The organism is Gammaproteobacteria bacterium, assembly GCA_022340215.1.
Classification (GTDB): Bacteria; Pseudomonadota; Gammaproteobacteria; order JAJDOJ01; family JAJDOJ01; genus JAJDOJ01.
The window spans coordinates 1-25157 of record JAJDOJ010000085.1 but is presented as its reverse complement, the minus strand read 5'-3'; the positions used below and the strand labels follow the sequence as shown (position 1 = coordinate 25157).

The 25157-nt window shown below is 64.5% G+C and carries 20 protein-coding genes and 1 pseudogene; 3 read left to right on the top strand and 18 right to left on the bottom strand.

Going from position 1 to position 25157, the window contains the following annotated elements:
- Positions 1-251: 251 nt before the first annotated feature.
- From lpdA to LJE91_06380, 4 genes and pseudogenes are all read right to left on the bottom strand, one after another.
- On the bottom strand, positions 252-2030 hold the full coding sequence (gene lpdA / locus LJE91_06395) for a dihydrolipoyl dehydrogenase (protein ID MCG6868362.1): 1779 nt from the start codon (positions 2028-2030) through the stop codon (positions 252-254).
- Between the two features lie 30 nt (positions 2031-2060).
- Positions 2061-3371 carry a dihydrolipoyllysine-residue acetyltransferase gene (gene aceF / locus LJE91_06390; protein MCG6868361.1) on the bottom strand — a complete coding sequence of 437 codons (1311 nt, stop codon included), beginning with the start codon at positions 3369-3371 and terminating at the stop codon, positions 2061-2063.
- Positions 3372-3392: 21 nt separating this feature from the next.
- Complete coding sequence (gene aceE / locus LJE91_06385) at positions 3393-6056, bottom strand: pyruvate dehydrogenase (acetyl-transferring), homodimeric type (GenBank protein ID MCG6868360.1); 2664 nt, start codon at positions 6054-6056, stop codon at positions 3393-3395.
- Between the two features lie 276 nt (positions 6057-6332).
- Positions 6333-6410: pseudogene (locus LJE91_06380) on the bottom strand (TraB/GumN family protein).
- Positions 6411-6668: 258 nt separating this feature from the next.
- On the opposite strand from LJE91_06380, the gene rnt reads away from it, so the two are divergent.
- On the top strand, positions 6669-7346 hold the full coding sequence (rnt, locus tag LJE91_06375) for a ribonuclease T (GenBank protein MCG6868359.1): 678 nt from the start codon (positions 6669-6671) through the stop codon (positions 7344-7346).
- A 21-nt stretch (positions 7347-7367) separates the two neighbouring features.
- On the opposite strand, the gene hda is transcribed toward rnt, so the two are convergent.
- From hda to LJE91_06360, 3 genes are all read right to left on the bottom strand, one after another.
- Positions 7368-8072 (bottom strand): DnaA regulatory inactivator Hda, encoded by a 705-nt coding sequence (gene hda, locus LJE91_06370; protein MCG6868358.1) that lies wholly within the window; start codon positions 8070-8072, stop codon positions 7368-7370.
- 23 nt (positions 8073-8095) lie between these two features.
- Positions 8096-8650, bottom strand: a complete 555-nt coding sequence (locus LJE91_06365) for a CDP-alcohol phosphatidyltransferase family protein (protein ID MCG6868357.1) — start codon at positions 8648-8650, stop codon at positions 8096-8098.
- Positions 8651-8810: 160 nt separating this feature from the next.
- On the bottom strand, positions 8811-10157 hold the full coding sequence (locus tag LJE91_06360) for a DUF2066 domain-containing protein (protein ID MCG6868356.1): 1347 nt from the start codon (positions 10155-10157) through the stop codon (positions 8811-8813).
- A gap of 195 nt (positions 10158-10352) precedes the next feature.
- Between LJE91_06360 and purM the strand changes: the two genes are divergently transcribed.
- Both purM and purN read left to right on the top strand, forming a co-directional pair.
- The gene (gene purM / locus LJE91_06355) at positions 10353-11408 is read left to right on the top strand and encodes a phosphoribosylformylglycinamidine cyclo-ligase (GenBank protein ID MCG6868355.1); all 1056 of its coding nucleotides are present in this window, start codon (positions 10353-10355) and stop codon (positions 11406-11408) included.
- An 84-nt stretch (positions 11409-11492) separates the two neighbouring features.
- Entirely contained in the window at positions 11493-12191 is a 699-nt protein-coding gene (gene purN / locus LJE91_06350) for a phosphoribosylglycinamide formyltransferase (protein MCG6868354.1), read from the top strand.
- A 38-nt stretch (positions 12192-12229) separates the two neighbouring features.
- Here the strand turns inward: purN and LJE91_06345 are convergent, their stop codons facing one another.
- The 11 genes from LJE91_06345 to LJE91_06295 form a co-directional block, all read right to left on the bottom strand.
- Positions 12230-13054 (bottom strand): carbon-nitrogen hydrolase family protein, encoded by an 825-nt coding sequence (locus LJE91_06345; GenBank protein MCG6868353.1) that lies wholly within the window; start codon positions 13052-13054, stop codon positions 12230-12232.
- A 78-nt stretch (positions 13055-13132) separates the two neighbouring features.
- A complete protein-coding gene (locus LJE91_06340) occupies positions 13133-17068 on the bottom strand; it encodes a TIGR02099 family protein (GenBank protein MCG6868352.1) in 3936 nt (1311 codons plus the stop codon).
- Between the two features lie 49 nt (positions 17069-17117).
- Positions 17118-18608 carry a ribonuclease G gene (rng, locus tag LJE91_06335; protein ID MCG6868351.1) on the bottom strand — a complete coding sequence of 497 codons (1491 nt, stop codon included), beginning with the start codon at positions 18606-18608 and terminating at the stop codon, positions 17118-17120.
- Positions 18609-18844: 236 nt separating this feature from the next.
- The gene (locus tag LJE91_06330) at positions 18845-19081 is read right to left on the bottom strand and encodes a Maf family protein (protein ID MCG6868350.1); all 237 of its coding nucleotides are present in this window, start codon (positions 19079-19081) and stop codon (positions 18845-18847) included.
- Entirely contained in the window at positions 19078-19548 is a 471-nt protein-coding gene (gene rlmH / locus LJE91_06325; protein ID MCG6868349.1) for a 23S rRNA (pseudouridine(1915)-N(3))-methyltransferase RlmH, read from the bottom strand. The genes LJE91_06330 and rlmH overlap by 4 nt, the downstream gene beginning before the upstream one ends.
- A gap of 3 nt (positions 19549-19551) precedes the next feature.
- Positions 19552-19911, bottom strand: a complete 360-nt coding sequence (rsfS, locus tag LJE91_06320) for a ribosome silencing factor (GenBank protein MCG6868348.1) — start codon at positions 19909-19911, stop codon at positions 19552-19554.
- A 7-nt stretch (positions 19912-19918) separates the two neighbouring features.
- Positions 19919-20578 (bottom strand): nicotinate-nucleotide adenylyltransferase, encoded by a 660-nt coding sequence (gene nadD / locus LJE91_06315; GenBank protein ID MCG6868347.1) that lies wholly within the window; start codon positions 20576-20578, stop codon positions 19919-19921.
- 54 nt (positions 20579-20632) lie between these two features.
- Positions 20633-21916, bottom strand: coding sequence for a glutamate-5-semialdehyde dehydrogenase (locus LJE91_06310; protein ID MCG6868346.1), 1284 nt, complete (start codon positions 21914-21916; stop codon positions 20633-20635).
- 40 nt (positions 21917-21956) lie between these two features.
- The gene (gene holA, locus LJE91_06305) at positions 21957-23012 is read right to left on the bottom strand and encodes a DNA polymerase III subunit delta (GenBank protein ID MCG6868345.1); all 1056 of its coding nucleotides are present in this window, start codon (positions 23010-23012) and stop codon (positions 21957-21959) included.
- Between the two features lie 49 nt (positions 23013-23061).
- Positions 23062-23634, bottom strand: coding sequence for a hypothetical protein (locus LJE91_06300; protein ID MCG6868344.1), 573 nt, complete (start codon positions 23632-23634; stop codon positions 23062-23064).
- Positions 23631-25157, bottom strand: a 1527-nt coding sequence (locus LJE91_06295) for a class I tRNA ligase family protein (GenBank protein ID MCG6868343.1), incomplete at its 5' end; no start/stop codon positions are given. The genes LJE91_06295 and LJE91_06300, both read right to left, overlap by 4 nt.

The following is a 25157-nucleotide window of genomic DNA, read 5'->3' as shown; positions in this document are numbered from 1 at the left end:
CAGATCGCGCCGGGTGAACTGCGAAGCAGTGAACGGCTTGGGCAGGAAGCCCAAGACCGGTGCCCAAGCAAAGCAGGGACAGCGCAGCGCCGGGATCGTTCGTCATCAAGACGCGACAACAGGCGCATAGTCGAACTATGTGACTGTTGTCGCAACACAGAGGACGGACGACAAAGACAAGCAGGATGGTATGTCATTTGACAGAAATCGCCTTAGAACGGGATCCCGGCAACGTCGAACGAGAAGCGGTACTACCCGGTGGGTTTCTTCGGTGCGTAGAGATCCGTGACGGTCCCGTCCACCACCTCGGCGGCGAAGCACACCGTTTCCGACAGCGTCGGATGCGGATGGATCGTCAGCGCGATGTCCTCGGGGTCGGCATCCATTTCCATGGCCAGCACGGTCTCCGCGATGAGTTCTCCCGCATTGGGGCCAACGATCCCGGCGCCGATCAATTTACGATCCTTGCCGAACAGCAGTTTCGTCATCCCCTCGTTCCGCCCTAGGCTCAGCGACCGTCCGCTGGCGGCCCAGGGATAGACACCCTTGTCGTATTCCACCCCCGCCGCCTTGGCCTCTTCTTCGGTCATGCCCATCCATGCGACCTCCGGGTCGGTATAGGCCACCGAAGGGATGGCGCGGGCATCGAAATGCGACTTCAACCCGGCGCAGACCTCTGCGGCCACCTTGCCCTCGTGGGCCGCCTTGTGCGCCAGCATCGGCTGGCCGACGATGTCGCCGATGGCATGGATGTGTCCTACGTTGGTCAGCATCCGGTCGTCCACGGGGATGAACCCGCGTTCGTCCACCTTGACCCCGGCGTTTTCGGCACCGATCTTGAGGCCGTTGGGTGTACGTCCGGTCGAGACGAGCACCCGATCGAAGGTTTCGGACTCGGGCGCGCCCTTGCCTTCGAAACGCACCTCCAGGCCATCCGGCCGCGCCTCGACGGAAACCACCCGCGTTGCGGTATGGATCTTTTCGTAGCGCTTCTTGACGATCTTGAGCAGAGGGCGAACAAGGTCCCGATCGCAACCTGGGATCAGGCCGTCCGTCAACTCGACGACGGTAACCTTGGATCCCAGCGCATGGTAGACGGTGGCCATCTCCAGACCGATCACGCCACCTCCCACGACGAGCAGGCGCTCGGGAACGTCCCGCAGCTCCAGTGCCCCGGTAGAATCCATAACCCGTGAGTCATCCCAGGGAAAGATCGGAAACCGGGCGGGTTCCGAGCCGGCCGCGACGATCGCCCGATCGAACGCCACCACCTTCGTTCCATCGCTGGTCTCGACCTCGATGCGCTCCGGTGATACGAAGCGCCCCGTACCCTGGAGGATGGTCACCATGCGCTGCTTCGCCAACTGGGCCAGCCCCCCGGTCATCTTCTTCACCACCCCGTCCTTCCAGGCACCGAGTCCGGAAAGATCGATCTCCGGCTTGCCGAAGCTGATGCCGTGAGAAGAGAAGGCGTCGGCCTCGTTGATGATCTGCGCGGTGTGCAGCAGGGCCTTGGACGGGATACAGCCGACGTTCAGGCACACCCCGCCAATGGTTGGGTAACGCTCGATCAGCACCACGCGCTTGCCCAGGTCGGCAGCGCGAAACGCGGCCGTGTAGCCGCCCGGTCCCGACCCGAGTACGGCCACCTCCGCAACCACATCGGCCTCCGCGTCCTGAGTCGCGGCTGACCCCGGCGCTTTCGCAGACACGGCGGAGGGCCCTGAGCCCGCCCCGGCGGGCAGGGCCTGTGGTTCGGGCTGCGCCGATGTTGCAGCCGCAGCCGCATCCTCGACGGTCAGCGTGAGGATCGGGTCTCCCTGCGACACCCTGTCGCCGACCGACACCAGGAGTTCACCAACGATACCGCCAGCCGGCGACGGCAGCTCCATGGTGGCCTTGTCGGACTCCAGGGAAATCAACGAACCCTCCGCCTCGATCCGGTCTCCCGGGGAGACGAGGACCTCGACGACCTCGACATCCCGGAAGTCCCCGATGTCCGGTACCTCGACCTTGATTGTCTTGCTCATGCGGTTTCCACCGAGTTTCCTTATGCGCCGCTACAACAGCATGCGGCGCGTGTCAGAGAGCAGCGAGCTCAGGAAGGTCGTGAACCGGACGCCGTCCGCACCGTCGATGACCCGGTGATCGTAGGACAGGGACAGCGGCAGGATCAGACGCGGCACGAAAGCGCCATCCCGATACACCGCCTGCATCGAGGCGCGCGACACACCCAGGATCGCGACCTCCGGGGCATTGATGATGGGCGTGAACGCAGTCCCGCCTAGCCCGCCGAGGCTGGAGATGCTGAAACATCCTCCCTGCATGTCGCCGGGAGACAGCTTGCCTTCACGGGCTCGGGCACTGAGCTGCATCAGTTCGGCCGCCACCTCGACCAGGCTCTTGCGGTCGGCGTCCCGAACGATGGGAACCACCAGGCCCCGAGTCGTGTCGACGGCGACACCGATGTGATAGTAGTGCTTCAGGATCAGGTTTTCCTGAGTCGGGTCGAGGGATGAATTGAAGTGCGGAAACTCCTTCAGCGCCGAGACCAGCGACTTCATCAGGAACGACAGGATCGTGACCTTGATCCCCTTGTCACCGTATTCCGCATCGAGCGACTTGCGGAACGACTCCAGCTCCGTGATGTCCGCCTGATCGAACTGCGTGACGTGCGGGACCCGCACCCAGTTGCGGTGCAGTTTGCGTCCGGTCAGTTTGTTGATCCGGGTCAACGGCCGGGTCTCGACCTCGCCGAACGCGGAGAAATCGATCTCCGGCACCTCGTCCACCGACAATCCGCCGCCACCGGACACCATGGCGTGTTTGACATGCTCCTGGACGTCTGACTTCAGGATCCGCCCCTTGGGTCCGGTACCGGAAACATGACCGAGATCGGCCCCAAGCTCCCGGGCGAAGCGCCGCACCGCCGGGCTGGCGTGCGCCTTGCGGAAACGCTCCCGATCGATATGGGCGGTCGGAGATGGCCGGGGCCCCAGCGTCGGCGCCTCGGCGGCCTTCGACGGCTCCGAATCAGGAGGCGCCTCGGAGGGTGCCTCCTTCGCCTTGCCTGTATCCTGCGAAGGCTGAGGTGCCGGTGCGGATTCGACCTCGGGCTCCGGTCGATCCGCCGTGGGCGACAGCGTGAGGATGACGTCGCCCTGAGATACCTTGTCGCCCACCCCGAGACGAAGTTCCTCGACCGTCCCGCTGCTCGATGACGGGATCTCGATCGAGGCCTTGTCGGACTCCACGGTGATCAGCGAATCCTCCTCGCGCACCCGATCGCCCGAGCGGACCAGGACCTCGATGACCTCGACCTCGGAAAAGTCACCGATATCCGGAACCTTGACGTCGATTATGTCGGCCATGTCGATTCCTCTCCGCAAGAATCAGGCACGCACCGGATCGATCTTTTCCGGATCGATGCCGTACCTTTCACGCGCTTCACCGACCTTCGCCAGCTCCAGGGCCCCATCGTCCGCGAGCGCCTTCAACGCGGCATAAGCCACGTGGTAACGGTCCACCTCGAAGTGCCGTCTCAGGGACTTGCGCGTATCGCTGCGCCCGAACCCGTCCGTACCCAGGACGAAGTAGCGGCCCGGCACATAGGCACGGATCTGGTCGGCGTAGTTCTTCATGTAGTCCGTTGCGGCGATGAAGGGGCCAGACACGCCGTGGAAGCATTGGGCCAAGTAACTCTCGCGTGGCTCCGACTCGGGGTGGAACAGATTGTGGCGATCGATCGACTGCGCCTCGCGTTTGAGCTCGTTGAAGCTGGTGACGCTCCAGATGTCACTGTCCACGCCGAAGTCCTCCTTCAACAGTCCGGCCGCCGCGATCACCTCGCGGAGTATGGCGCCGCTGCCGAGGAGCTGGACGCGCAGCTTCCTGCGTCCGCCCTTGCGGAACCGGTACATCCCCTTCACGATGCCTTCGGCCGCCCCTGGCGGCATCGCCGGGTGGGTGTAATTCTCGTTCAACGCCGTGATGTAATAGAAGATGTTTTCCTGCCCCACGTACATACGACGCATGCCGTCGTGGACGATCACTGCCAGTTCGTAGGCGAAGGTCGGATCGTAACTGACGCAGATGGGGATGGACGCCGCGGTGATCAGGTTGTGACCGTCCTGATGCTGCAGCCCTTCGCCGGCCAGTGTGGTGCGTCCCGCGGTGCCGCCGATAAGAAACCCGCGAGCCTGCATATCGCCGGCCGCCCACAGCAGGTCGCCCACGCGCTGGAACCCGAACATCGAATAGAAGATATAAAATGGCACCATGTTCACGCCGTGCGTGCTGTACGAAGTCGCCGCGGCGATCCAGGACGAGGTCGCTCCCGCCTCGGTGATCCCCTCCTCCAGGATCTGACCGGACTTGTCTTCCCGGTAGTACATGATCTGGTCCTTGTCCTGCGGCGTGTACACCTGCCCGGACGAGGAATAGATCCCCAGCTGGCGAAACATCCCTTCCATACCGAAGGTCCGTGCCTCGTCGGGCACGATGGGCACGATGTTGCGGCCGATCTTCTTGTCTCTCGTCAGCAGGGTCAGCATCCGCACGAAGGCCATGGTGGTGGACATCTCGCGATCGCCGCTGTCTCCCAGCAAGGGCGCGAACACCTCGAGATCGGGGATCTCCAGCGGCGTACCCAGCGTCTTGCGCACCGGCAGCGAACCGCCCAGCGCGGCGCGCCGATCGCGCAGGTAGCGCATCTCCTCACTGTCCTCCGCGGGCCGGTAGTACTTCGCCTCGGCCGCCTCGTCATCGGACAGGGGGATGTTGAAGCGGGCACGAAACGCCTTGAGGTCGTCGGCTCCCAGCTTCTTCTGGCTGTGCGTGCGCATCTGCGCCTCGCCCGAGGCGCCCATGCCATAACCCTTGACCGTCTTCGCCAGAATCACCGTAGGCTGTCCCCCGTGCGCTACCGCCTCGGCGTAGGCGGCATACACCTTATGCGGATCGTGTCCCCCTCGGTTCAGCCGCCAGATATCCGGGTCCGACATCGTCGCGACCATGTCGGCGAGTTCGGGATACCTGCCGAAGAAGTGCTCGCGCACATAGGCCCCGTCCTTGGCCTTGTAGTTCTGGTAGTCGCCGTCCACGGCCTCTTCCATACGTTGCCGCAGCAGGCCGCTGGCGTCCTTCGCCAGCAGGGGATCCCAGTAGGACCCCCAGATCACCTTGATCACGTTCCAGCCCGCGCCACGGAAGATCGCCTCGAGCTCCTGGATGATCTTGCTGTTGCCGCGCACGGGTCCGTCGAGGCGCTGCAGGTTGCAGTTGACGATGAAGACGAGGTTGTCGAGATTCTCGCGTCCGGCCAGCGTGATGGAACCCAGGGTCTCCGGCTCGTCGACCTCACCGTCCCCGATGATCGACCAGACCCTGCGGTCGCGCGTATTGGCCAGGCCCCGGTCGTGCATGTACTTCAGGAAGCGGGCCTGATAGATACTCATGATCGGGCCGAGCCCCATTGAAACGGTGGGAAACTGCCAGAAATGCGGCATCAACCAGGGGTGCGGATACGACGACAGACCGCCTCCGTCGACCTCGCGGCGGAAGTGGTCGAGCTGGTCCTCGGTCAATCGCCCCTCGAGAAATGCACGCGCGTAGATACCCGGCGCGGAATGTCCCTGCATATAGACGAGATCGCCACCGTGCTCGTGACTCGGTGCACGCCAGAAATGGTTGAAACCGACGTCGTACAGGGTCGCGGACGAGGCAAAGGTCGCGATATGTCCGCCCAGCTCGCTGCTCTTCTGGTTGGCGCGGACCACCATGGCCATGGCGTTCCAGCGGATGTAGGACCGGATCCTTCGCTCGATTGCCTGATCTCCAGGCAAGCGCCTCTGCAGATGCGGCGGGATGGTGTTGACATAGGCCGTGTTGGCGGAGTACGGGAGGTTCGCACCGGACCGCCTCGCCTTGTCGATCAGCCTTTCCAGCAACTGGTGCGCGCGCGCTATCCCCTCGACCTCTATGACGGCATCGAGGGCGTCCAGCCACTCCTGGGTCTCCTGCGGGTCGTCGTCGTGAGTGGCAATCTGGCTGTTCATGTCCTGACTCCCGGCGTTGTCGGCGGAAGGCATCGAGACTGCTGCCGCCGGCAGCGATGATGGGCCTTGAATCGCCAGCGACCTGGCATCGGAACCGATGCCGGGTCGCTGGCTACTCGACTTGTCGATAAACCGGGATCCGCGAAAACCGGAGATAGCCGCACGCACCCGACACCTGGCGACCTCCCACGGACCTGCCGACTCCCGGCGGTATCCGACCGTTCGGGCTGCCCGTCCCGGACAGTCCGGACAGGGCGCGGGGTATCGGTAGAGCGCCCGCACACGGATACCCCGCTTTTCGAGAAGCGAGAGGATACCATCATCCCCGGGCAAGTGCAGGGCGCCGACCGCCACGAAGGCATTGTGCCGCGCTCGAGGTAAGGCAGGATGCGCTCGTCCTGCGAGTGGATCGTGCCGTACAGGTAGCTCACCTGTCCCTGATCATGCCCCAGTCCCCACAGCAAACCCCGCGCGTAGTCTGGTGGCCATCCAGCGTCGGTGGTATCGACCGCCAGGATAATCGGCAGACAGACGAAGCGGGCGGGTAGCGTCCCGAGTGTGCTCGCGCGACCGGTTTTCGCATTCATGCCCGGCATCCGTTAAGCTGTTTCCATGTCTGAAAGTAGCGTGGCTCACCCGATCGGCGGGCGTTTCCGGGGATTCCTCCCGGTCGTGGTGGACGTGGAAACCGGCGGTTTCAACGCAGCCACCGACGCGCTTCTCGAGATCGCCGCCGTCTTCGTACAGATGGATGATAGGGGGTTCTTCAGCAGGGGGGAAACGGTCTCGACACACGTTCAGCCCTTCCGGGAGGCGAACATCGAAGCCGCTTCTCTGGAGGTCAACGGCATCGACCCCTGGCACCCGCTTCGCATTGCCCTGCTGGAACGTGATGCGCTGGGGTTCGTGTTCGGGAAGGTACGCAAAGCGATCAAGGCGAACCACTGTAACCGTGCCATCCTGGTGGGCCACAACGCGGCGTTCGACCTGGGGTTTGTCAATGCCGCCGTGGCACGCAACGAGATCAAGCGCAACCCCTTTCACCCCTTCAGCAGTCTTGACACGGTGACACTCGGCGCCATGGCGCACGGGCAGACGGTACTGTCCAGAATCCTCGACGCCGCCAATATCCCCTTCGACACCAACGAGGCCCATTCGGCCGTCTATGACGCCGAGAAAACCGCTGACCTTTTTTGCAACATCATCAACCGCTGGCAACAGATGGAGGCCCTCTCCGGGCTGGAACGAATCACACCCGAATCCGGACTGAGGAACGACGCCGGGACTTGAGGCGCAAGGGGTCGCGAGTCCCTATTCGAGAGTCGATTTGATGAACGGAATCGTGATCCGTCGCTTGGCAACGAGCGATCCGCGATCGAGGCGGTCGATCAGGCACATCAGGCCGACCATGTCCCGGGAGCAGTGGTTGAGCAGGTAGCCTCCGACGTCCGCGCTCAGGGCGAATCCTCGTTGGCGCGCATGATTACCGAGCGCGACCAGCTTGGCGTCGTCGTCCAGCGGCTGGATACGGTATACGGCACCCCAGACCAGCCGCGAGGCGAGGTCGGGCAGACCGATGCCGAGCCCGGAGGGGCTACGATCGGCCCCGAAGACGAGCGTCGTACCGCTGGATCGGCAGGCGTTGATCAGTGCGAATACCGCCGTTTCGCGCTCGCGCCGCCCGGCGACACCATCCAGGTCGTCCACGCAGACCATCGACAGGCTCTCCAGTCCTGCCATCGCCTCCCCGGCGCGTTCCCCGAGGGCGTCCATGGAGAGATACGCGACGCGACGTCCGTCGGACCCGCCCAGATGGCAGCAGGCCTGAAGGAGATGCGTCTTTCCTGTCCCCTCCGGCCCCCACAGGTAGACCTGGGCGGGTTCGGGTTCCCCGCGACGATCGCCCCCTCGTGCGAGGTCCATCAGATGGGCCACCGGTGCGGCGTTCTCCCCGGGATGGTAGACGTCGAACGTGGCCGAGGGGTGGAGTCCGACGGCGAGTGGCAGTTGTTGCATCGAGGGGGTCTGCGGGCGCATCGTCAGGTGCAACTCCCGCCCTGACAGCGAACGCGGTTCGTCCACCGCACGACGTAATCGGCCCCACTGGCCGCGGTGGTCACCACCGTAACGCCGATCAGGACCGTCAAGAGGCTCTCGGGTAACGACACGATCTGGTCCAGCACCACGATCAGCGCGAGTAGAATCTGCACGACGGTATTGAGCTTGCTGATGTAGCTGGGCTGCATCTCCAGCTTGTGCGTGATCGCGTGGTATGTGGCGGCGCCCGCCAGGATGATCAGATCACGCAAGATGACCAGCGCGACCAGCCAGTACGGCAGCAACTCGAGCCATCCCAGACAGAGATAGGTCGCCGCCAGCATGATCTTGTCCGCCAACGGGTCCAGGAAGGAACCCAGGCGGGTCTGCCAGCCATAGAACTTCGCCAGAAATCCGTCCAGACCGTCGCTGGCCCCCATGAACGCCGCTAGTATCAGGGCAAGGACGAAACGCTGGTCGAGCAGCATCCAGGCGAGCACGGGAACCAGGGCAATTCGAACCACCGTAATGACGTTCGGGATCTGCCGTACGTTCATTCGGACCTCGTACGCAGCCGAAACCCCGAACGTCCGGCTGCGACGGCGCATCGCTGCGTTGCGCGCTCGTTCCCTCTCCCATCCAGCTTCTGTTTCCTGGTGGCCGTGCGCCGTGCGCCTTGCGCCGCATCCGTCTCGCTCATATGTCCAGGGTTTCCCTCTAACGCATCAGCCGATAATGCAGGACACGAAGTTCCTCATAGGCGACATCGGGCACCAGACCGGTATCGGCAGTCCCCCCGATCCGTGATACCGCACCGGGCTCACCGGGTACCGGCAGCGCCTGTATTGTGTCAGGTATACCCTGAGCGACGGGTGCTTCGCCAATCGTTCCGCCGCTTATTTCTCCAACACCCGCATCGCTCTCGACCGGCCCCGTCGCGCCGGCCCGATCGGCTGGCGGGGACTCGCCGTACCGGGCGAATACCGGTACGTTCACGGTCCCTGTCCCCGCCTCCTCCGGAGGAACCTCGGTGAGCGTGGTACCGAGCGAAATCTCGCTGACGAGATCGTCCGGGTTGCCTCGCAGCTGCAGCAGCCAGGCGGCATGGCCCGGTTCGACGCGCCAGGGTCGAAACACGCTTACCCGCCCGACCCCAGAGAGGTAGCGCTGCAGGCGGGCGTAGTCCCGCATACTGGCGACCCCATCGACCTCGAGAATGACGCGATCGGGACTCTGCGAGCGGTCAAGGACGGCAAGCCTCGCGCCGAGCCTGTCGGCCAGTCCCTCGACCCCCTGCTCGACCGCCCCCTGAAGGCTCGTGCCCTCGGAACGCCAATCCAGGACCTCGCTGCCGAGGTAGAGCCGCCAGTCGACCTTCCAGTAGCCGTCGCGGCCTCCGCGCGCGTGCCCAATCCACACGGCATCGGGACCGTAACGCACCGACGCGTGACGTACGTTGTCGTCGAAACCACCGGCGACATCGGCGACCCCGACGTGTTTCCTGTCCTCCAGGTCGAGTAGCGGCAACACCACGGGTACGCCGCGGCGTGTCGCCGCGTCCTTCAGGGTACGGGTCGCGGGCTCGGCGTCACTCTCCCCGAGAAGACGCCGGTCACCGACACCGCCGGCAACCGCCAGCCACACGAGCACCGCGGGCCGCTCGCTACGCCACACCGGCAAACCGGCCTGACTCACGGCCTCCTCGAGCGCGGGACCATCGAACCGTACCCAGATCAGGTAGGCCGGTTCCTCCAACCCACTGTCCCTGTAGCGAAACTGCTCGACGAAGTCACCCGCGCGTCCCAGTATCTCCTGCGATTCGGGTCTGCGCGCGGCGTCCGTCTTCCCGGTCAGTCGGACCAGCACCTCGGCGAGCGCATCACGAAACCCCTTGTTGCGGTCCGGCTCCTCGCCGGTCGCGACGGGCGCCTCGGCGTCATAGAGCGTATCGAGCGGAACACCGTGTGCGGAGGCGGCACAAAGCAGGCAGACGAGCAGCAAGGCGCGCAGCCGGTAAATCCCGCCTGGTCGCGCAGCGAATCTCGTTGTCGGTTTGTCGGTCATTCCTGTCGCTGTCGGGGCGTGTCGAGCCGGTGGAACTGAAGTCCGGGACCGCGCCGGAATCGGCGAGTAACATACCACATAAGTCCGCGACTCAGCAGGGTTGGCCAGCCCCACTAAAAGGACGGGAACGCCGGCAGCGGTTTACTCCCACCCGGGCTGTGGCTACCATTCGCGCTCTTCCCAACGCGTCCGACCATGTCAGAACGTTCAAACCAACAAGACTCGCCCTCGCTCGACTACCGCGCCGCAGGGGTCGACATCGACGCCGGCAACCGCCTGGTGCAGAGGATACGTTCGGCCGTGGAAAGCACACGACGCCCAGAGGTACTCGGCGGTATCGGCGGGTTCGGCGGGCTGTTCGCCTTGCCGCAGGGACGATACGCCAACCCCGTCCTCGTCTCGGGAACCGATGGGGTCGGCACCAAGCTGAAGCTCGCCGCCGCACTGGGCCTGCACAACGGCGTCGGCATCGATCTGGTCGCCATGTGTGTCAACGACATCCTGGTGCAGGGCGCCGAACCCCTGTTTTTCCTGGACTACTATGCAACCGGGAGTCTGGACTTGGAGACCGCCGCAACGGTGATCGAGGGCATCGCCGAGGGGTGCCGTCAGGCCGGGTGCGCCCTGATCGGCGGCGAAAGCGCGGAGATGCCGGGGATGTACGCCAGCGGCGACTACGATCTCGCTGGTTTCTGCGTGGGGATCGTGGAGCGCGACCGCCTGATCGACGGCTCGCGGGTCGGTGCGGGGGACGTACTCGTCGGTCTCGCGTCCAGCGGGCCCCATTCGAACGGCTACTCCCTGATCCGCAGGATCCTCGAGACGCGTGGCACCGACCCGTCCACGACACTGGGTGACGCTACGCTGGGCGAAGCCCTGATGCGGCCCACCCGCATCTACGTCGACGCCCTGCTCCCCCTGGTCGGGGAGGCCGGGTTGCACGCGCTCGCGCATATCACCGGCGGCGGCATTACCGAAAACCTCCCGAGGGTGCTGCCGCCGGGGCACGAGGCGGTCGTCGACACGAAGCGCTGGCCCCGACCGGAGGTGTTCGACTGGATCCGGCGAACGGGAAGGATCGATGAGATGGAAATGCTGAAGACATTCAACTGCGGGATCGGAATGATCGCGGTCGTTTCCGGAGAGGCGATCGACAGGGTCCGCACCCGGGTGGAGGATTGCGGCATCGACTCGTGGATCCTCGGCAGGGTGACACCGCGAGACGGTCCCTCCCGGGTACGGTATGAATGAGCCGCGCAACGGTCTGCGTTTGTGCATGCCCCCCGTCCTGACCGCGTGCGGAGGCCGTCGCTTCGGCTGATCGACGGACCGGGAATGAAAGTACCCTGCAACATCGTCGCGCTGATCTCGGGTAGCGGAAGCAACCTGCAGGCCATCATCGATGCGGTGGACCGTGGCCGGATCGACGGCCGTATCGTCGCGGTCATCAGCAACGAAACCGGGGCCTTCGGCCTGGAGCGGGCGGCCAATACCGGGATCCACGCGGAGGTCCTGGATCACAGGCGATTCCCGAACCGGGAGGCGTTCGACCGGGAGTTGATCGCACGGATCCGTTCCTTCGCACCGGATCTCGTGGTCCTGGCCGGCTTCATGCGTATCCTCACGCACCTCGTCGTCGACCCGCTCAGTGATCGCCTCGTCAACATTCATCCCTCGCTCCTGCCGAAATACCGGGGACTGAACACCCATCGCCGCGCCCTGGAGGCCGGCGATTCGCGAGCCGGCTGCAGCGTGCATTTCGCGACCATGGAACTGGACGGGGGACCCGTGATCCTGCAGGCCGCGGTGCCCGTGCACCGCGGCGACGACCCGGATTCACTCGCGGCGCGCGTCCTGGAGAAGGAACACGTGATCTACCCGCTCGTGGTGAAGTGGTTCTGCGAGGGCCGGCTGAAACTTCGAGGCGACAAGGTCCATATGGACGGTATGACGCTCGATTCCCCGCTGCAACTCGATTCGCTCGACGAGACGGAACTCGCCGGATTCGGGGTGGGACAGGCGGCGAACGAATAATCCGATGGCATCCCGGCGGGACGCCGTCCGGCGGACCGTCAGGCCGAGGGGCCGTCGAATCGACGGTGGTCGATTACCGGGAAATTGCGGCGGATCGAATCGAGTAGCGCTTTATCGATGTCGGCGACAGCGACCCCGGAACCCTGCGGGATCTGTTCCATCACCGTGCCCCAGGGATCGACGAGCATACTGTGCCCCCAGGTCTCGCGTCCATTGAGGTGATAGCCGCCCTGGGCCGCGGCGATCACGTAGCACAGGTTCTCGATGGCCCTCGCGCGGATGAGGTTCTCCCAGTGCGCCCTTCCCGTGATCGCCGTAAAGGCCGACGGCAGGGCAATGAGTTCCATCCCTGCGCTGAGCATGTGTCGAAACAGCTCGGGAAACCGTAGATCGTAACAGACCGCCAGGCCGAGACGACCGAAAGGCGTGTCCACGACGACCACGTCGTGGCCACTGAGTATGGTCTCGGACTCGTTGTAACTCTCTCCGCTGCAGAAAATCCGGACGTCGAACAGGTGCAGCTTGTCGTAGCGCGCCACCCGCTCGCCCTTGTCGTTGAACAGCAGACAGGCCGCGTAGACCTTGTCGGGCATGGGGGATTCGATCGGCAGCGTCCCGCCGACGATCCAGAGTCCGTGTCGACGGCTCTGGTCCGCGAGGAAATCCTGGATACGTCCCTCACCGTCTTTCTCGCGAAGACTCACCTTGTCCTGCTCGGACATACCCATGAGTGCGAAGTTTTCCGGCAACACCACGAGTTCCGCGCCGCGATCCACCGCTTTCCGAATCAGACGTTCCGACTCCAGGAGGTTCGCGTCAACGTTGGGGCCGGAGGCCATCTGGATAGCTGCAACTTTTTTCATGCGGGGTCGACCGGTGTTTGGCGGGAGCATAGCACTTTTGCCCGCAGCGCCAATAACGGCCCCCGCCCGAACGCAATGTCAATCCCCCTCCGCGTCAAACAGTTCGACGTCGCCGCTGTCGCCCAGATTCGCGGGCCGGACCCGGATATCGTCCCAGGGCCCCGTCACCTTGAGTTCGATCCGGCTCACGCTGCTGAGATCGGCCCCCGTTTGTTTCAGGAGGCGTTCGGCGACGAATACCGCCGCGCCCACGGCCGGCCCACCGATGACCGCCCCGGCAATGGTCGGCCCCAGTCCCAGCTGCGGCGTCACCGCGACGACCTGATCGTAGTCCCTGGCGACCAGACCGGTTCGACCTGAAATCTCGATCTCCGAGGATGGGCCCTTGATCGCCAGATCGCGGGTATACAGATCGGAACCAACGAGCACGAGATTGCCCTTGATGGAATCGAAGGCGAATCCCTTCTTGAACATGTCTCGGAAGTCCAGGGTAAACCGGCGCTGCAGGACCGCAGGATTGATGAGACCGAGGACCCGGCCGAGCCCGGGTTCGATGTTGAGGATACGTCCGTCCGCAATCGAGATGCTGCCGCGCGCCCGCAGGCCCTGGAATCCCGGCCGGTACGGCACGTCGGGCCAGCTGATGTTGAACTCGAGATCGGCCCGTCCCCCCTCCAGACTGTCGTCGAGCTCGAGGTGCTGAAACGCCGCGCCGAGATCGGGACTCTCGACTTTGAAGAAAAGCGTGGTGCCCTGGCGACCGGCTCCCGACGACCGCCAGTCCCCGGTGGCATGCGCAACGATATTGTCCATGCGTACCTCGAGGTCATGTATGTGCATCCCGTCCGCCACACGGGAGGTCTGGAGTCGAAGCTCCCCCAGCTCGCGCTCTCCCAGACTGACCCGGTCAATCCGAACCTTGAGCGGAGGCAGTTTTCCCGGATTCAGGCCTTTGCGCCGACCGACGGAACCTTCAGCCGGTTCCGCTCTATCCTCGCCGGGCCCGATCGGCGTCGGGAGATCGAGGTAGTCAAGCTGCACGCGAACCGGGCGAGCCGAGCTCACCGTCCCGGGGATCTGTATCGTACCGGCGGCCAGTGACGAGGTCGTCTCCACCGACCAGGCGCGATAGCGCTTTCGCGCCGCCAGCCTGAAATCCGTGATCTGCCACCCGCCGGTATCCAGCGCGTCCACGGAGATGTCCACCTCGTTGAGCTTCCTGGCGACCGCCCCCAAACCCGGGGACGCACCCTTGGCACGCGGCGCCGCGAGGAAGCCGGCATACCAATCCATCCACGCGTCCACCGGGACCGTACCGGTATTCCCCCGGATACGAAAACCATCCGTCGGCAGGGCGGCCGTACCCTTACCCAGCAGAACCTCGCCGCGGTTCACCTCCAGCCCGTCTCGAGCACGGGAAAACGCCAGGATCGTCGATAGACCGTCTCCGTACTGAATGCGGATCGGTTCGAGCGCCGTCGTCGTTATCGTAGTAGCCAGAGAGAGAGGTCTGCGTGTGGGCGCCGCCTTGCCCAGCGGAGCCGGCAATTCCACGGACACCCCGGCGAGATCGGACTCGACGGTAAGATCGATCTTACGTCCGGTCCCCTTGCGAAATCGCGATACGATCGCCTCGGCAGTCCAGCGGGCCTCACCGCTCACATCGTCCGCGATCGGGGAACCGGCCTCAGCCAGTGCCTTGCCGGCGTCCAGCCCCCCGTGAATCCTGATTGCCGTCGACTTGTCGGGCCCTGGTGCAAGGCTTGCGCTGACCGGTAACCCGGCCAGTCTTCCGGTCAGGTCGTGGCCGCGGATTCCGTCCTCGGGACTGAAATGGACCAGTCCGTCCACCCCTTCGAAGTCCAGCCCCGCGTGACCTAACCCGATGCCAACGTCGGCCAGTCGCACCGAGCCCTTGGCCCGGGGTTTCTCGCTGGCCCTTAGGGCACGCGCCAATGGAACCTGAAGGTCCAGGGTGAGCGCTCCGTTTCCGGAGTAGTCGAAATCGTACTGTCCATCGGCACGCTGCGCCTTCGGCTGCATCGCCCCCAAGACACTGGCAATGCCGGCAAACGGCCCCTCGGCCTCGCCGGTGAAACTCAATCTCGCACGATTGAGCACCGGGATCTCGGCGCGTACGTCATGCAGTGCGAGTCCCAGGAGCGAAGCATGATCGGCCTGTAACGCCAGGGACCGTCCCTCGATGCTCAGGTCGGCGTCGATCTGCTCGATACGCAGGTCCGTGGGACGGGGCATCAGCACCCCATCGCGGATTCGCGCCCACGCACTGAATTCGCCGTCGTCGTGGTCAAAGGGGAAGTTCGCGAGATCGCCCCGCAACACCGCTCCGCCCGAGGCGACCTGCCCGTCGAGAATCGATTCGCGCAGCCAGCGCGCAACGGGCGGCTTCATGACCCCGACCGGCAGGTAGCGTTCGAGGGCCGACCCGTCTCCATCGTGGAAGGCCGCCTGGAGGTCCAGTCTGCGCGTCCCGTTACCCCAGCAGGCATCGGCGCTCAGGTCGATCCGGATATCGTCGTTGTCCAGCGACAGGACACCCGTGCTGAGCTTCAACAGGAATCCGTCCCAGTGCCACTCGATATCTCCGTTCAGAACCTCGGCGTAGAGTGGATCCGGAAACAGGGCCGGCAGCTCGAAGGCGACGCTACTGCTCTCGAGCGACACTTCACCGCTGTCCTGATCCAGGCTCAACTGACCGTCGAGACCGGCGACCGAGGGCAGGTCCCGGGACGATACCAGGCCGAGATCCTCGAAATCCGCGCTCACACCGAATCGCTCCAGCAACCCGCCTCGAAGTCGAAGGACCAGCAGGACATCCCTCAGCGTACCCTCCACCCGGTGCTCACCGATGACGCCGTTCAGAAACCCGGCGACCGACCGATGACGCGAAACCAGGCTCGCCAGACCTTCGAGACTCAGGGCATCGAACTGCCCGCGCCAGCTGGCACTGCCGTCTTCCGTCGTACGGTATGCGAGCGCGGCCTCGCTACCGGGCATGGCCCGGCCGTTGATCCGTAGGGTGATGTTCTCCAGATCGAGCCGCCAGTCCTCGGATCCGCCCGCCCACAGCCCGTCGACGCTGAGCCGGTCGATTCGTTCCGGATGCCGCTCCATCCCCGGGATCACGATCCACGGATCGACCTCCACCCCCCCCATGTCGATCCGACCGGACACCCGGCTCGGGCGCCCTTCCCGCCACTGGCTCCACAACTCGAAGGAAAGCGCCCCGTTTCCTCCCTCCCCCCGAATGCCCGGCAATCCAAGGGCCGCCAGCTCATCGACCCGCAGGCCCCGGGCGCGGGCGTAGACCTTGCCCTGCAACGAGTCTCGATCCAGGTTCTCGGACCGGATCTCCGCGATCAGCTCGATGTCCTTTCCCAACGCCGGGGGCAGAGCGGCATAGGCTACCGCACGGTACCGGTCCTGCCGGTGGACCATCGAGATGTCGACGCCCTCGAGCAGATGCTCGGCTCCGCTTGCCTCGTCGCGCCAGCGGACCCGACTGTCCAGCCACTGCAGCGTGAGATTCGATCGTTTCAGGAGGTCCTTCCGCAGCCAGGCGAGATCGTGCGCGCCCCCCGTGTCGAACCCTTCGAACGCGATGGATCCGTCGGTCCGTCTGACGATACCCAGGGTGCTCCCGGTCACCGCCAGGGAATCGATGACCGGGGTGCGGCGCCACACCGACGCTACCCAGTCGATCTTCAGGTAGACCTCACCGAGCGTCAGCAGCGGCGGACCATGATCCTGATCCAGGACCTTGACATCGCGCAGAAAGATGTGGGGAGAAAAGCGCATCCAGCGAGCCTGCATGGACCCGATGGTGACGGGGTGGTCGATGGTCCGCCCGAGAAACCGCTCGATCTCGCCCCGATACGCGGCCGTGGCGGGAAGGACAAGCCTCGCGATCGTGATCAGCAGCGCGAACAGAACGATCCCGGTACTCAGAATCACCCAGCCGGCGGTACTGTATTGCTGGAGTAGACGTTTCACCTGGGTTCAAACGGCTGCGGCGGTGCGTCGCCGCCTTGCGCCACCGGCCTCAGATCAGCACCACGTCGAACTGCTCCTGGGCATACAGGGCCTCGACCTGAAACTTGATCGGTTTGCCGATGAAGGCCTCGAGTTCCGCCAGGCTGGCGGATTCCTCGTCGAGCAGCAGGTCCACGACCTCCTGCGATGCCAGCACGAGCAGCTGACTGACCTCGAACTGCCGCGCCTCGCGCAGGATCTCGCGGAACAACTCGTAGCAGACCGTCTCCGCAGTCTTGACCGACCCGCGCCCCCCGCAGGTGGGACAGGTTTCGCAGAGCACGTGCTCGAGGCTTTCCCGAGTTCGCTTGCGTGTCATTTCGACCAGGCCCAGGTTCGATACCTCGCAGACCTGCGTTTTTGCATGGTCCTTCTGCAGCACCGCGTCCAGCGAACGAAGGACCTGGCTCCTGTGCTCCGCCTGGATCATATCGATGAAGTCGATGATGATGATTCCACCCAGATTACGCAGCCGCAACTGCCTGGCGATCGCCTGCGTAGCCTCGAGGTTGGTCTTGAACGTGGTTTCCTCAAGATTCCGGTGTCCGATGAATCCACCGGTATTCACATCGATCGTCGTCATCGCCTCGGTCTGGTCGATGATCAGATAACCACCGGACTTCAACTGGACCTTTCTCTGCAGGGCCTTCTGCAGCTCGTCCTCGATCCCGTACAGGTCGAACACCGGTCTTTCCCCCGGATAGTGGCCGACGAGTCCCCTCAATTCGGGAACGAAGGAGTCGATGAAGGTCTCCACCCGGGTCAGCGTCTCCCGGGAGTCGATGCGGATCTTCTCGACCTCGTCGCCGACCAGATCGCGCAGGGTGCGAAACACGAGTTCGAGATCGGTATAGACCTCCGATCCCAACGGGGCCTGGCGTGACCGCTCCTCGATCTTTTCCCACAGCGTGACGAGGAACCGCATGTCACGGCGCAGCGCCTCCTCACTCGCCCCTTCGGCCGCCGTGCGCAGGATGCACCCGCAGTCCGAACCGAACTCCTCCCGCAATCTGTCGACGATCTCCCTCAGGCGCTGGCGTTCCTGCTCATCCTCGATCCTGGACGACACGCCGACGTTGTCGGCGTTAGGCATCAGGACGAGATATCGCGACGGGATAGTGACATGCGTTGTCAGGCGTGCGCCCTTGGTGCCGAGCTGGTCCTTGACGACCTGGACGCAGACCTCCTGCCCGTCGTGCAGCATCTCGGTGATGGTCTCGTCCTTGCGCTCGCATTCGCGGCGCTCGCCCATCTCGCCGTTGACGATCTCCGGCGGTCTGCTGATATCGGCGGCGTGCAGGAAGGCTGCCTTCTCCAGTCCGATATCGACGAAAGCCGCATCCATTCCCGGCATGACGCGACACACCCTGCCCTTGTAGATGTTTCCGACCAGCCCGCGAGACCGCAACCGCTCGATGCGCACCTCCTGCAGGACACCGTTCTCCACGATGGCGACCCGCGTCTCCTGTGGCGTGATATTGATCAGGATTTCTTCACTCATTTGCCTGAATTCATTTGATTTATATCAGCGCGGGACGGGATGCTGCACACGTGATAGCATGAATTAGTCCGGACTCGGGGTTCGACATGCCCTGGTGATGGAGGTTGCCCGCTCACCGGTAAGAGCTTTGAGACACGGGAACGTCTGGTACCCGGCTTCGCCGGTAACCGACCGGCGGGACCGGTTGGCACCCCACACGCTCGATTTATCCTACACTGAGTCTACACGCGACCTGATCAAACCACCGGAAGCTGGCGACCGGGCAGCAGGTCAGGAACGGTCGGGGCCTGCGCTTTGTCCAGTGCCAGCCGTCTGACATAGCGCTGCGCCGACTCGCCTTGGAGCCGGGACTCGTCTACGTGCACAGGCCTGACCTCACAGTCGAAGCCGATCTGCTCGAGCAGGATCCGGCGCCGCGGCGATGCCGAGGCCAGCACGATACACGGCCGCCGTTCCCACAATTCGGAACTCACGCCCGATGATAGGGATGATGCTGAAGGATCGTCCATGCCCGGTAGATCTGTTCCGCCACCACGACGCGGACCATCGCGTGGGGGAAGGTCAGTCTCGAGAGAGACCAGCGGGTGTCCGCTGCGTCGATACACTCGTTTGAGAGACCATCCGCGCCTCCGATCATCAACGAAACGTTGCGCCCCTGTCCCATCCAGTTCTCCAGCACCCGCGAGAGTTCACTCGTCGTCCACTGCTCACCCGTTTCGTCCAGGGCGACGCGGTAGTCCCCGTCGGGGACGGCGGCGAGAAGGCGCTGGCATTCGTCGTTCCGCGCGCTACGCGAATTGCGCAAGCGAGCGGATCGCGCCGGTGGAACTTCGGCCAGTTCCAGGGCACAGGAGCGCGGCAACCGCCGCGCGTAGTCCCGATACCCCTCCCGAACCCAGGAAGGCGGGCGAGTCCCGATACAGACCAGCCGGATCCGCAACTTCTACGCCTGGTCACCCAGCTTTGAAATCGCTTCCGGCGCGTCGATCGCCCAGAGTTTCTCCAGATTGTAGAAATCGCGAACCCGGGGCAGCATCACATGAACCACCACATCGCAGAGGTCAACGAGGATCCACTCGCCCTCCCGCTCCCCCTCGACCCCAAGTGGTCTGACCCCGTTCCGGCGCGCCTTATCGATCACGTGCTCGGCCAGCGCCTTGACGTGCCGATTCGAGGTCCCGCTGGCGATGACCATGATATCGGTAATGGAGGTTCGGTCCCTGACGTCGAGGACCCGGACATCGACCGCCTTGAGACCGTCCAGCGCATCGATGACGATCTCCTCCAGTTTCTCTGCGTTCATCATTCGTTTAATCGTCGGTTCCGGAATTTGCGTCATTCCCCAGGTACAGGCCGGTCCTGCGGATGTAAGACCAGATCGATCCGGGTAGCATGAATCGCGGTTGCCTCCCTTCGCGGATACATTCACGGACGGCCGTCGAGGAGACCTCCTGCGGGCTCACGTCCTGGACGAAAACGCCCCCTGCCGGACGCGTCGACAGCGCCGCCGGGTCATCCACGCGCGCGCCCTCTAGGAAATCGGCGACGGCGCCGCGCACCGGCAGTTCGGCACCTGGACGACGCATGACGACGATGTGGGCGAGTCCCGGGATATCCCGCCAGCGATGCCAGGTATCGAGGCTGGCGAAGGCGTCGCTCCCCATGATCAGGCCCAGCGGTTTGTCCGGACCAAGTTCCCTGCGCAGCCCCTCCAGGGTGTCGATGGTGTACGACACCCCTTCACGACGAAGTTCCCTGTCATCGGCGACCAATCCGGGTGTCCGTCCGACCACCCGGGTCAGCATGTACCATCGCTGCTCCGGCGTGGCTTCGGGCCGGGGGCGGTGTGGTGGAACCCGGCAGGGGATAAAACGGATCTCCTCGAACGGCAGCGCCGCCGCCAGTTCACCAACCGGGCGCAGGTGTCCGAAGTGGAGGGGATCGAAGGTCCCGCCGAAGATACCGATCATGTGGGCATGGGCGGTAGTGCCGTCAGAGAACCACCCCGGTTGCCGCAAGCCGGGTTACGCGCGAATATTGCCGTCACCGAGAACGATAAATTTGCGGGTGGTGAGCCCTTCCAGACCGACCGGGCCCCGTGCGTGCAGCTTGTCGGTGCTGATGCCGATCTCGGCGCCTAGACCGTACTCGAACCCGTCGGCAAACCGGGTCGATGCATTGACCATCACCGAGCTGGAATCGACTTCCCGCAGAAACCGACGGGCCCGCGCATAGTCCCCGGTCACGATACTGTCGGTGTGGTGCGAGCCGTAGGTATTGATATGCGCGATCGCCTCGTCAGGCCCGTCGACAACCCGGATGGCCAGCACCGGCGCCAGGTATTCCGCACGCCAGTCCTCTTCCTCGGCCTCCCTGATTCCTGCGAGGATCTCGCGCGTACGCGGACATCCTCTCAACTCGACCCCCGCCGCCCGGTATCTCTCGCCCAGCCGCGGCAGGATCCGCGCTGCGACGCCCTGCGCAACCAGGAGGGTCTCCATGGCATTGCACACGCCGTAGCGATGCGTCTTCGCATTGAACGCGATGGCCTCCGCCATCCGGGGGTCCGCGGAGTCATCGATGTAGACGTGACAGATCCCGTCGAGGTGCTTGATCACCGGAATCAGCGATTCGTCGCTAACCCGTGAGATCAGTCCCTTGCCGCCGCGGGGGATGATCACGTCGATGGCCGACTTCATCCTCAGCATCTCGCCGACCGCGGCGCGATCCGTGGTCTCGACAACCTGCACGGCCTCCACGGGCAGGCCCGCCCCGGCAAGCCCCGCACGGAGAGACCGAGCGATGGCGCGATTGGAATGGATCGCCTCGGACCCCCCGCGCAATATCGCGGCATTGCCGGATTTCAGGCACAAACCGGCCGCGTCCGCGGTCACGTTGGGCCGTGATTCATAGATGATCCCGATCACGCCCAGCGGTACGCGCATCTGGCCGACCTGGATCCCGGAAGGCCGATACTTCATTTCCGAAATTTCGCCGACGGGATCGGGTAATGCGGCAATCTGCCGCAGCCCCTCCGCCATGGACCCGATACGCCCGTCATTCAGCGCCAGACGATCCAGCAGGGCCGCATCGAGCCCGTTGCGGCGACCGGCCTCCAGATCCTTGCGATTCTCCGCTTTCAGCGCGTCCACGCCCTGCTCCAGAAGATCGGCGATGGAGCGCAGCGCATCATCCTTTGCCTGCGACGAGGCCATGGCCATCCCGGCGGAAGCCTCGCGGGCACGAACCCCCAGCTCCGCCATGTACACGGATACGTCAAAGGCGTGCTCGACGGGAATCGCGCTCATATTCCACACTTCCGGATCGACAACCCCTTCAGCTCCACCGCTACGCCTCCAGCAACCAATCCGCCATGGCCCTCGTGGGACGAGGCAGCATCTTCGGCCCACGTCCGGTCACGGCAATCGCCAATTGTAACAGTTCCTGCCATTTGTCGGCCCCGGCATCCGACTTGATCCTCGCATCGGTTCGGGCGCAGCGGCGCAGCAGTTCCTCCCAGCGAGGCCGCGACACACGCCGCAACGCCTGACGATAGAGCGCGACGCGTTCCCGGGGGAATCGCGGCCACCCTGGCGGGGGTGCCTGGCCCTGCTGCGCCGCGTACGCGGCCGCCACCATCACCCTCACGGCGTTCGCAATAGACCAGAGGACGAGGACCTCGGGCGTTCCTTCGCCACGCAGGGCGTCGAGAACGGCGACGCTACGCGGCACGTCACCGGCGAGCAGGGCATCGGACAGGTCGAAGACATCGTAGCGTGCACTGTCCGACACGGCCGCCATCAGGGAATCGGTATCCAGCCGACCCGGGGGGCGCAACAGCGCGAGTTTCTCGATCTCCTGATCCGCCGCCAGCAGGTTTCCCTCGACCCGCGCGACGAGGTACTGTACGGCCTCGCGCGTCGCCTCCAGGCCGCTCTCGCGGAATCGGGCGGTGACCCAGTCGCTCAGTGTCCTGCCGGTCAGCGGCCAGACCTGCAGCACGACTCCAGCCGCGTCCAGGGCGCGTACCCAGGCGCCGTTCATCGCCTTTCGATCCAGGCGCCCGGCCGTCACCAGGAGGACCGTCCCTTCGGGCGGGTCCTTCGCCCAGGCGGCCAGGGCACGACTACCCTCGGCGCCCGGCTTGCCCCCCGGCAATCTCAGGTCGAGCAGGATCATCTCGGAGAAAAGGGACAAGGCACTCGATTCAAAGGCCAGGGCGTTCCAGTCGAAGGATTTCCCCGCCTCGAGCACACGCCGGTCGCTGTAGCCGGCCGCCTGCGCCTGCTTGCGAACCATGTCGGCAGCGCGCAACTGCTGCCAGGGCTCGTCGCCACAAACCAGATACGCCTTGGCAAGTCCCTGACGCAGGTTCCCGGCGAGCTGCTCGAACCGGAGCTTCATCGGGCTGGTTCCGACCCGGCTCGCGGCCTTTCGCCCGGCATCGCCCTGCTCATGGCGCCATCGCCTGCATGCGAAGCATCATCAGCCTCGCGGCATCGGCTTCCATGTCACTGAGGATGGTCTGCGCCTCCGCCGCCTTGCCCAACACCTCGTTCTCGTCGAAGATGAAGTCCCTCGTGACACTGATGGTCTGCCGCTCGATCACCGGCTTTTTCTCGCGGTTCCGCACCGAAAACACAACCACGACAAAAAACTCGAACTCGAGCGCCTTGCCACTCTCGTTCACTGCGAGGACGCGACGCCCGCTTCGCTTGCTGGCGATCTGAATGACCGAATCCGCCTGCTCGGGTTCATCCATCACTTCGGCACCATTCGCCCGCAGGGTCCGGCGCAGTTCGGTCGCGAAATCCGAGTACTCGGGCACGCCCTCGATGTAGGTGCGTGACAACGGTTCGGGCAGCGCGACCTGGCCGCGGAGCCGGAACCCGCAGCCCGCGGATGTCGCCGTCAGCACGATCGAGAGGGCCAGACACAACAGCATCGCACCCAGGCCGGCATTGCCGCTCCTCGCTCCGGAAAAGTAGCCGCCGGTCACGGGCGAATTGCGTAGCGTCCCCGTCACGTTGCCACGATATTGACCAGACGCCCGGGGACCACGATCACCTTGCGTACGGACTTCTCTGCGAGAAACCGCAGCACGTTCTCGCTCCCGCAGGCGGCGGCCTCGACGGCTTCGGGGTCCGCGCCGGCATCGACCGAAACCTTGCCCCGGACCTTGCCGTTGACCTGCACGACATATTCCACGCTGTCCTGTCGAAGGGCCTCTTCGTCGGTCTGCGGCCAGCCCGCGTCGAGGATGTCGTTACCGAATCCAAGTTCCCGCCAGAGATGATGAGTGACGTGGGGCGCGATAGGACCCAGCAGGCGCAGCACGATGCCCAGCCCCTCTCGCAGGACCGTACGGTCAGGCCCCGTGTCCCCGAGCTTGTAGAGCGTGTTCACCATGGTCATGCACGCGGACACCACGGTGTTGAACTGGTGCCGCTCGAAGTCGTAGCGCGCCTTTTTCAGCGCGGCGTGGACCTCCCGGCGGGCCGCTTTCTGAGCTTCACCCGGGCTGTGGCTGCCCGAATCCGCAGGGTCACCGGCGTCGTGGCGTCGCGCGAGGGCCCACAAGCGCCTGAGAAAGCGATTCGCCCCCTCGACCCCCTCGTCGGACCACTCCAGGGACTGGTCCGGCGGCGCGGTAAACATGGTATAGAGCCGAACGGTATCCGCGCCGTACCGATCGATCAGGGTCTGGGGATCGGCACCATTGTTCTTCGATTTTGACATCTTCTCCACGCCACCCGGTGACACGGGTTGTCCGTCTTCGGACAGGATCGCGGAGACGACCCGCCCGCGCTCGTCGCGTTCGACCTCGACCTCCGCCGGGTTGAACCAGTGGCGCTTGCCGTCGTTGTCTTCGCGGTAATAGGTCTCGGCGACCACCATTCCCTGGGTCAGCAGCCGGGTAAACGGCTCGTCGCAATCGACCAGCCCCTCGTCACGCATCAGCCGGTTGAAGAACCTTGCATAAAGCAGGTGGAGTACCGCATGCTCGATTCCCCCCACGTACTGGTCGACCGGCAGCCAGTACCGGGCCCGGTCGTCCAGCATCGCCGTGTCGCAATCGTGGGAACAATAGCGCGCGTAGTACCACGAGGATTCGAAGAAGGTATCGAAGGTATCGGTCTCCCGCACGGTTCCACCACCCAGATCGAAGAATGCAACCATCTTCGCCAGTGGCGAGACCGAACCGTCCACCGTGACGTCCTCGGGCAAGGTGACAGGCAGTTCCGGGGCCGGGCCGATGGCGCCGTCCGCCGTCCTGACCACGGGCACCGGACACCCCCAGTAGCGCTGCCTGGACACGCCCCAGTCCCGCAGCCGGTAGTGAATCTCCTTTCCGCCGAGGTCCCGCTCGGACAGCCAGTCGGCAATCGCATCCATGGCGGCCTCCGAGGTGAGTCCCTCGAACGGACCGGAATCCTTCAGCACACCCCGGCCGGTCCAGGCGCCCGTCTCGATGCCACCATCCGAACCATCGGCCGCATACACCACCTGCCGCTTGGGAATTCCGTACTTCTCGGCAAACTCCCAGTC